This is a genomic window from uncultured Aquimarina sp., from assembly GCF_947496855.1.
Classification (GTDB): Bacteria; Bacteroidota; Bacteroidia; order Flavobacteriales; family Flavobacteriaceae; genus Aquimarina.
The window spans coordinates 442,956-453,151 of record NZ_CANMED010000008.1; the positions used below are offsets into that span (position 1 = coordinate 442,956).

Here is a 10,196-nt window from a genome sequence, read left to right on the forward strand (position 1 = left end):
TGAGGTTAAAGGTTTTAATAACTCCTTTTTTTGATTATATATTGCTGCTTTTTCGAATTGTTAAGAGAGTGATAAGATATTTTTATATCATTTGAAAAAAATTCTTACAAAGGCCTTTTTCATGTTGTTATAAAATTAAGAAGAGAAACTATCCTTTTTAAGGGATAGCTTCTCCTAACTGAGTTTGTGTAAAAAATATTAGTAGTTAACTAATATTTACTTTTATTACTGTCGCCCTATTGCTTTATTATCTTCTTAGAAATAATTAACTTATTTGATTTACCAGATTCTAAAACGGTGATAATATAATATCCAGACGATAAGCTGCTTATGTCTATAGAGTTTTGACCAGCTTCTAAAATGGTCTCTTTCATCAATACTCCAAGAACATTAAACACTTTAACTATTTTACCTTCCATATTAGAAGAAAAGTTAATTGTATTTACCACTGGATTAGGATACACTCTTACATCATTTGAATTATTCTCATTACTACGATTTGTAGTATAAGTAATCACCAATTGAGGTTTTGCTGCTGATGTATTCTCTTTTGAAGCAAATGCAAAATCATTCCCTGAAAGCGCCTCTATAATTAATGAAAGTTTATTTCCTGAAATTTGTGCTGTTTTCAAAGGGATTGTTTTAGTGCTACCAATTGGAAAATTATCATTTAACGTTCCTAATTGTGTCCCTTTCCCTGGCTTATTGGAATTAGACAAATTAGTTTCTGTCCAATTATTACTATTTCCTTTACTAACAATAATATTTCCATTTCCAGCATCTGAATATACAGTAAACTTAAGATCAGCTTTTGTAATAGTTCCACTAATTGAGGAAAGATCAAACATCAAATATCCCGAACGTTTATTTGACTCTATACGAATCATATTAGAGTTATTTCTGGTGGATCCTTGTAAATAAGCATCTTGTATTGGAGTTAGAGTAACTGTTTGTTCTACAGATTGAATCTTTGTTGCTACAACCTTATCTATATTGTATAAATATCCAGTACCTCCTTTAAAAGATAATCTCAATGTTTTTTCTCCTGAAGTTAAAGAAATAGTGGTAGTATATTTCTTGTAACTATGCCATTGTCCTGTAACCGGAATATTTATAGAACCTATCACAGATCCTGACTCTAAAATATCTACTGTACCTCCAGTTCTATTACTAGAAGCGTAGATATCAAACGTATACTTACTACTAGAATCAACATTTACTGTATAATCAGTATAATCATCATTTTTAATAAACCCAATGTTTTTGTCAGAAGTTGCTGGTGTATCTTCAACACGAACACTTCCTGATTTTCTAGTAAAATCTTCTGCTTGGAATGTTCCTGGAATTGATATTATAGGGCTCTCCTCATTTAAAATCACAGGATATAGTGTTCCTCCCTTTGGAGACTCACTTGCTGATAATGCCGGAAAGTTTGTTGCGGGATTTGAAGGTTTCACTTCTCGAGGTCCTTTGTACAATAAATTAGAATCTGACCACGGTTTAATATTGTTATGGTTTTCTTCAAGGCAGTTATTTTTATATATAAAGTTGGGCTTTTTTGAATTCTGATGTTGAATAGACCAAGGTCCCATAATTGCATAATAGTTGGGTTCATTCCTATTATTATAAGCCGCATTAGGTGTATCAGCTTTAGAGTTGGGCATATCCTTGGGTAATACAATCCTGTTATTTTCTATCAGGTTATTTCCATTGTCACCACTATGGAAGCTTACTTCTTGTCTAAAATTATTATCATATACCACATTATATTCAACATTACTCCCTTGTAATGATATATGGCGTAAATGAGTAACCTTACAACCTGTAATAAGATTATAAGCTCCTTGTATGAAAAAATATCCTTGTGCTCCACCTGCCTTTTTATGGGCCCCATCTACTATTAAATCTCTTAAAGTTACATGGTTAGAAGGAACTCTTACAGGGTCTTTTGCTGAATTAATAATAGTTACTTTATCTAACCAACAATCAGGAGAATCATTAAACTTGACAGATATATTATCATTACCTCTTAATTCATCATTAGCATTTAAACTATAATTCCAGTCGTATTTTGGTTTTCCCCAACTTCCTTCGATTGTTAATGTATATATCCCACTTTTACTAACTCTATAAAAACTAAAGGCATCACTATTATTCATCCTAATAATGCATTTAACGCCTTCTCTACTCTCTCCTATTAAAGAGACGTTTGATTTCATAGAAACTCTTTTATTAATATTATATGTCCCATTTTTAAGAAATACGGCTACCAATCCATTTTCTTTAGAAGCATCATTAATTGCTCTATTAATTGCATCACTATCTGCACCATTAGTAAGAGTTTTTACAATTTTTATATCCTTCAAAAAAGGGATACCGCCTCGAACACCTGCTTTTTCCCATTCTTTCATCTGTTGATAGCGGTTATCAAATTTTTCGGAATCAAAAGTAACCCCTGGATCTCCCACTCTCAATTGGGCTTCCAATTGTGTGGTTATAAAAATCAATAGAAATAACACACTTCCTATAGTTTTACCCATAGAATATTTATGTTTACTTGAAAATAAATTTTTCATTCTTTGTTATTAAAGTTTATTTTAAAATTAAGAAGAGAAACTATCCTTTTTTAAGGGACAGTTTCTCTATACTGAGTTTGTGTAAAAAATACTAGTAGTTAACTAATATTTACTTTAATTACTGTCGCCCTATTGCTTTACTATTTTCTTAGAAATAATTAACTTATTTGATTTACCAGCTTCTAAAATGTTGATGATATAATATCCAGATGACAAGTTACTTATGTCAATAGAGTTTTGACCAGCTTCTAAAATGGTCTCTTTCATCAATACTCCAAGAACATTAAACACTTTAACTATTTTACCTTCCATATTAGAAGAAAAGTTAATTGTGTTTACCACTGGATTAGGATACACTCTTACATCATTTGAATTATTCTCATTACTACGATTTGTAGTATAAGTAATCACCAATTGAGGTTTTGCTGCTGATGTATTCTCTTTTGAAGCGAATGCAAAATCATTCCCTGAAAGCGCCTCTATAACTAATGAAATTCTATTACCAGAAATTTGCGCTGTTTTCAAAGGGATTGTTTTAGTGCTACCAATTGGAAAATTAGCATTTAACGTTCCTAATTGTGTCCCTTTCCCTGGCTTATTGGAATTAGACAAATTAGTTTCTGTCCAATTATTACTATTTCCTTTACTAACAGCAATATTTCCATTTCCAGCATCTGAATATACAGTGAACTTAAGATCAGCTTTTGTAATAGTTCCACTAATTGAAGAAAGATCAAACATCAAATATCCAGAACGACTATTATTTTCAACACGAATCATGTCAGAATTGTATTTGGTGGATCCTTGCAAATAAGCATCTTGTATTGGAGTTAGAGTAACTGTTTGTTCTACAGATTGAATCTTTGTTGCTACAACCTTATCTATATTGTATAAATATCCAGTACCTCCTTTAAAAGATAATCTCAATGTTTTTTCTCCTGAAGTTAAAGAAATAGTGGTAGTATATTTCTTATAACTGTGCCATTGTCCTGTAACCGGAATATTTATAGAACCTACCACAGATCCTGACTCTAAAATATCTACTGTCCCTCCAGATCCCTGGCTTGAGGCATATATATCTAATGTGTACTCACTTGTTACGTCCACATCCACCTTGTAATTTGCAAAATCTCCATTTTTAATAAATCCTAAATTCTTACCTGCATTTGTTCCAGGAGTATTTTCTACACGAAGGCTTCCTGATTTTGAATCAAAATCTTCCACCTCAAAAGATCCTGGAATATTAATAACATCAATCGGTGGCACCGAGTCGTCTTTAACAGTTATACTTACTGATTGTGATGTCTTAACTGCTCCATTATTATCTGTAGCTTTTGCAACTATTGTGTAATTTCCAGGACTAGATATTGTAGTAGAACTTGCATAAGGTGTTACTTGTTCAGTAGCTACTAAATTATTATTAATCAAAAATTCAACTTTAGTAACACTACCGTCAGCATCAGATGCATCCGCACTAAGTGCAATATTTTCACCTACTTCATAAATAGATCCGTTTACCGGAGATGTAAGTTTTACCGATGGTGGATTATTTGGATTATCATCATTAACTAATTTATATGAACGAACCCAGTCATAATAGGTTGTACGATTCTCAAGAGAATTATTCATTCCATCTTGACCAGATTTTGGTGGGTTCCAATCATAAGTTTCTACTACCATGCGCAAGTACATAGGAAGATCAAAGTCTGCTGGAGGCTTTATTTGCCCAACGAATTTATCATCTAAATAAAATAAAATTTCACTCTTACTTTTCCACCAAACTCCATATGTGTGATAGTTCTTCCAGGATTCTTCTCCAAGAGGAGCTTTGTTTCCTTGTTGACCAACTGGAGTACTATTACAATTCGTATTTCTACTATGTGTATTAGAGTTCATGTTTACGATCATATTATCCACCCAGTTCGCTCCATTTGAATTTACACCTACTGTCTCGGTTATATCTAATTCTGTGGTTCTAATATCACAACCATTACCTTCATTACTTTTATTAATTAACCAAAAAGTAGAAGACATAAAGGTTTTATTACCTTTCATGCGTGCTTCATAATATCCATAGGTATTCCTAGTATTAGATCTAACAAGACCTCCATTATGCGTCCATCCATTAAAAGGATTTGTTTTTTTTGAAGCAGAAATTTTAAGATTTCCATCTGAAACGGATACTGATGATGTTTCAAATCTAGCTGGTCTTCTACCTTCCCATTGAGGACTATTTATTGCCCATTTGGTGTTATTAAGAGAAGAGCCATTGAATTCATCAGACATCACATCTATTTTTTCCCACTTTTTTCCAGTAGGTGCTGCCGGTTGTGCAAAAACACTTACTGCGACGAAACATAGCAATAAGGCTAATAATAAATTTGTATTTTTTTTCATGATTAAAACAGGTTTGTTTTGTCAAATAAACTTTAGGAGTTTTAGCTATCTATAAAAGAAATAATAACATAATCCCGATAATGATTTTCATACTATCTAGAATTATGCTATTATCTCTTAACTATAGATGATAAACAATCACATAAAAGCTGATCATTTATTACTTTTCTCCTTAAATTATTTTTTTGATTTTATAAGGATTAAAGAGTTTCTCTTAACGTTTCAATACTTTCTTAGCAGAAAGAATCTTATTCGTTTTACCAGCTTCCAAAATATTGATGATATAAATTCCTGACGCTAAATCACTCATATCGATCGTGTTTTGATTTTCTTGTAGTACAACTTCTTTAACAAGAACTCCGATAGTATTATACATTTTGATAGTCTTACCGGCAGTTTCTCCAGAAATATTAATTACATCAACTACAGGATTAGGATAAAAAGTTATATCATTAGAAATATCAAGATTATTATCTCTATTAGTATCATAAGTAACAACTAATTGAGCTTGAGTAACCGATCCATTTTCCTTAGATGCAAATGCAAAATCATTACCTGAAAGCGCATCTATAATCAATGAAAGTTTATTACCTGAAATCTGAGCTGTTTTTAACGGTATTGTCTTAGTACTACCAACTGGGAAATTAGCATTTAATGTTCCTAATTGAACACCTTTACCAGGTTTATTAGAGTTGGACAAATTACTTTCTGTCCAATTACTACTATTACCCTTATTGACACTTATGTTTCCGTTCCCTGCATCTGAATATACCGTAAATTTAAGATCAGCCTTAGTAATTGTTCCATTAATTGATGAAAGATCAAACATTAAGTATCCAGTTCTATTATTTAACTCTATGCGAACCATATCAGAATTATCTCGAGCTGAACCTTGTAAAAAAGCATCGTGTATTGGAGATAGTGTAACCGTTTGTTCTACAGGTTGAATCTTTGTTGTTACAACCTTATCGATATTATAAAGGTATCCGGATCCTCCAGTAAATGATAATCTAAGTACTTTCTCTCCTGATGATAAAGAAACAGTCGTAGAGTATTTCTTATAACTATGCCATTGTCCTGTTACTGGAATGTTTATAGAACCAACAACAGTTCCAGATTCTGTAATATCTACTTTACCTCCAGTTCCATCGCTAGAAGCATAAATATCAAATGTATACTCACTACTCGAATCAACATTGACAGTATAATCAACAAAATCTTCATTATTGATAAATCCTAAGTTTTTACCCGAAGTTGTTCCTGGAGTATCTTCTATACGGACACTACCTGACTTCAATTCAAAATCTTCTGCTTCAAAAGTTCCTGGAATGTCTATTGCATCAGTTGGTGGAACCGAATCATCTTCTACTGTAATATTTACCGATTGAGATGTTGTTACAGCTCCATCATTATCAGTTGCTTTAGCTGTTATTGTATAATTCCCTGGATTAGCAATCGTAGTTGAAGTGTTGTAAGGTTCAGATTGCTCTGTAGCAGCCAGGTTATTATTGATAAAAAATTCAACTTTAGCAACTGTTCCATCTGTATCGGATGCATTTGCTACCAAAGGAATAGTCTGATCAATATCAAAACTAGCTCCGTTTGCAGGAGAAGTTATTGACACTTGCGGTAGCTTGTTTTCATCACCACAATCTACTAAAACTTCATCAGGACCATTTCCTGTTGGTTTTGTATAACTTTTAGACAATACAAATTTATCCATTTCGAATCCATCTTCTCTCATAGAAAAAGAAATCGTGTGAACACCTGCAGAAGGTACGTTTATGTATATTTTTTCTGCCTCACCACAATGATTAGCATTGGTACGTTGTTTACTCTCCCAGGTCCACTGGTTTTTACCTGCACACCATTGCATTCTAGCCCCTGATGCTGGCCAGTTTCCATCGATACCTACGTGGATTCCATTATCCTCTGATCCAGTAGAATGTGCTCGTACCCATACAAAGTATTTTCCAGGAGTTGTAAATTTCACTTTATAATTTATGATTGCTACCTGTCCCGGAGTATTACTAAAACTAACTCCATTAGCAAGTGGGTCACTATGTGTTACTCTCGTATCCGGTAAGATTTCTAAATATCCTCCGCTACTAGCTCCACCTGCATGTGCAGGATCAGGGTCAGGAGTAGGTGTAGCTGCACTACCATTCTGCGTATACCACTTTCTGTCATTTACTTTGGATTGGTCTAAAAAGTGTTCAGCCTCTACTGCTACAACTCCATTTTGTTCTAGAGCAACACAATCACCATCACCATCACCATCGCCGCCATCGGTACAAATGAAATCTAACGCAGTCCATCTTCCTCTTGAGTAAGCTGTACCATTACCCTCTGGTATAGTACCGTTGGTATGTGAACTAAATGCTACTCTTATTTTATCTCCTTTATTAATTTGTATACCAGTAAAAGTGGCACCAGATGGTGAATAATCAGTACTAGACGTTGGGTTCGTAAACTCTCCTATTTCCTTACCATCTATAGAAACTCGATAAGTAGATTCCCCGTCTGTTTCTGTAAGTGTTGCTAATCTAATATCATATGTACCTGTATCACCGTTAAAAGTAGCTTCTGCTGCTGCAAACTCGTCTTTGTATTGAGAAGCGTCAATTGCCAGTGCGTTTCTAGTATTATCTTTATACGCTGGAGAAAAACCAGTAACTGCAATTGTTGGGAAATCAGAAATCGCTTGCATCGAAATTGTTCCGCAATCTCCACCACCATTATCGCCATCTTTACTAATAACAAGTGCTACCCAATCATTATTATCAGGTGCTACTAAATTACTTCCCAAAGTAGTTTTAGCGGTTAACCCACCCCCACTTCTAGGATTGTACCATTGTACATCATATTTATTATTACCTCCAGGTAAACTTAATCCTGTAGAACCTCCATTTGGTCTGTAAACTGCATAGATATTACCTGATTTTGAAAACACATAATCGTTATTATCTGAAGTTACACCATCAGAACTTATCATGTTTGCCATATCCGACTGGAGATAACGATTAAAGAAATTAAGTGCATACCCTCCTTCTTTATATTTGTTACCTCTTTTTCGATGATCGTTTCCATTTATATCACCATCATCATTTGTATATCCACTATAATATTCCACTCCTGTTCCACCAGCCATCAGTGTTGCCCATAAGATTCTATGTCTTACTTCTTGGTCAGAAATTCTAACTCCTGTAGAAGCAGGTCCTTGCTCATCATTAGCAACTACCCATTTCTTACCAGCGTTTCTAGATTTTTCTAACCATCTGCGTACATCATTGTGAACATTATTTTTCCCAGTTTGGATAGAAGCTCCAGTTAAATCTGAATTATTTCCTAACAATGGATTATATCGTTGATCTTGTTGATTAGGATACGTATGGATAACTATATTATGATCATATGGATCTACATTTTTGATATACGTAGCGGTTGATTTCACAACATTATCTGTCAACGTTGTTTCTTCGGTTAGGTTCCAATTAAGTGCTAAGTGATGTCCAAATCTAGCTATCAATTCACGATAGTATAATTTTCTTTCACGTCCAAAACCATTTCCATCCATCAAATTATCATTTTCTGTTTCCATGGTTTTGAAATGCAAATAAATACCCTTTTTATCAGCATACTCCATTACTTTTTCCCACTGCGCCATCTTAGAAACATCAAAACGATCTTTGTTTACCTTACTCCATTGTTGATTACGAGATGTATTACCATATTCTTGTAAGGAAACCTTCAATGTATGAGGAAAAACTGCACCACCATCACCACTACTGTTCCACGTTAAAAAAGACATTACATTTGCTCCTTCTACGGAAAGATAATTTAACATACCTAAAATCTCAGTTCCTTTACCATTATTCCAGGTATATGAACTTGCATCGTTAGCTACATAATCTCTTTGATGTGGTTGCCATGTTTTGCTTCCTATTTTATTAAGATTATTATTATAACTAGGTGTAGCATCAAAATCAACATAATTAAAAGCATTTTCTGGAGAATCTGCTCCGGCTTTTACAAACCATGGTCCATTAGGACTACTAGGGTTTGTTCCTACATGCCTTAAATAATGCTCTCCAACATATTTTAATCTACCAAGATTTTTGCTTCTAAAATCTCTATCAGATTTATCTGATTCAGAAATATTAAAAGATCCGGTATCTCCATTCATAAATCCAGCATTAGCTCCTCCACCATTAATAGCTACGTTAGATCCTGATTTAAATGAAGCAGACCAATTCCATGTTCCGGTTTGATCTGGTGCAAAGTTTACTCGCCATTTATTTCCAGAATCACAGCTATTATTTTCTGCATTTCCACAAGCAGCAAAATAGCCTGGTACTTTATAACTTCTATTACTTCCTGAATGCGTAAAAGTTACTTCTAATAGATAATCCGAAAATGGATTTGGATTCGCGGCCTCTGAGGTGTTAGGACCGTTGAAAGTCAAAGTGACTTTATGCCACCTTTTTAATTCTCCTTCTGGAGTTTGTGCTTGGAGCAAAAGCCCAAGAAACAAAAATGTTAAAAAAACGTTTAGTTTAGTTAGTTTCATGATTTTAAATTGTTTTTTGTGTGTGTTTGGTTTTAAGATATTTATTTTGTTAGTGTAAATATTCAAAGAACGTCTTTTATTATATTTAATTTCGAGTCAAAACAACTAGAAAACAAATAGTTAACAAGTTTTAATACGAAATTAAACACTTCAAGATTTCTCGAATTTAAGACCTCAAAAGCTTATTGATTTTATTAAAACTATTAAGCGATCTTTTCGAAATAGAATTCGTTAAAATTCATTTAGAATTCGATTCTTTATCTATTAATTAGTCATTATCACTTCTGAGATCTTATTGGATCAATTGGACTTCCGTCCTACTTATAATTATTTTTTTTTAACTTTTAATTAACTATTTATTTGTGTTTTATAGTTTTAAAAAAATGTGTCATTAATCGATTTAATTCTTAACGAACTGTACTTTATCCTTACCAAATACTGATAAAATATAAAGCCCAGATGCCATATCTGAAATAATCAATGATTCATTATTAGTGGTTAATTTAGTTCGCTTAATAACCTTGCCCATTAGGTCATATATAGTTAGAACATCGTTCTCTTCCACCCCTTTAATTATTATAGAATTAGATGAAGGGTTAGGATACACTGATAGAATTTCTGATTTTACTTCTTCTGGCTTTTCTCGATTACCT

4 protein-coding genes are annotated in these 10,196 nt (G+C 33.2%); all 4 read right to left on the reverse strand.

The window, feature by feature from the left end; translation table 11 throughout:
• Nucleotides 1–236 precede the first annotated feature (236 nt).
• Entirely contained in the window at nucleotides 237–2,576 is a 2,340-nt protein-coding gene (locus Q0921_RS23580) for a carbohydrate-binding protein (protein ID WP_299261395.1), read from the reverse strand.
• 129 nt (nucleotides 2,577–2,705) lie between these two features.
• Nucleotides 2,706–4,973, reverse strand: coding sequence for a carbohydrate-binding protein (locus tag Q0921_RS23585; protein ID WP_299261397.1), 2,268 nt, complete (start codon nucleotides 4,971–4,973; stop codon nucleotides 2,706–2,708).
• Between the two features lie 214 nt (nucleotides 4,974–5,187).
• Nucleotides 5,188–9,543: a carbohydrate-binding protein gene (locus Q0921_RS23590; protein ID WP_299261399.1), complete on the reverse strand. Its 4,356-nt coding sequence runs from the start codon at nucleotides 9,541–9,543 to the stop codon at nucleotides 5,188–5,190.
• A gap of 400 nt (nucleotides 9,544–9,943) precedes the next feature.
• The coding region (locus Q0921_RS23595; RefSeq protein WP_299261401.1) for a T9SS type A sorting domain-containing protein at nucleotides 9,944–10,196 on the reverse strand (253 nt) is incomplete at its 5' end.

Bases quoted from the DNA above. Each gene is read 5' to 3' on its own strand.
- Q0921_RS23585 (WP_299261397.1), bottom strand. From the start codon at position 4,973: ATGAAAAAAAATACAAATTTATTATTAGCCTTATTGCTATGTTTCGTC.
- Q0921_RS23590 (WP_299261399.1), bottom strand. From the start codon at position 9,543: ATGAAACTAACTAAACTAAACGTTTTTTTAACATTTTTGTTTCTTGGG.
- Q0921_RS23580 (WP_299261395.1), bottom strand. From the start codon at position 2,576: ATGAAAAATTTATTTTCAAGTAAACATAAATATTCTATGGGTAAAACT.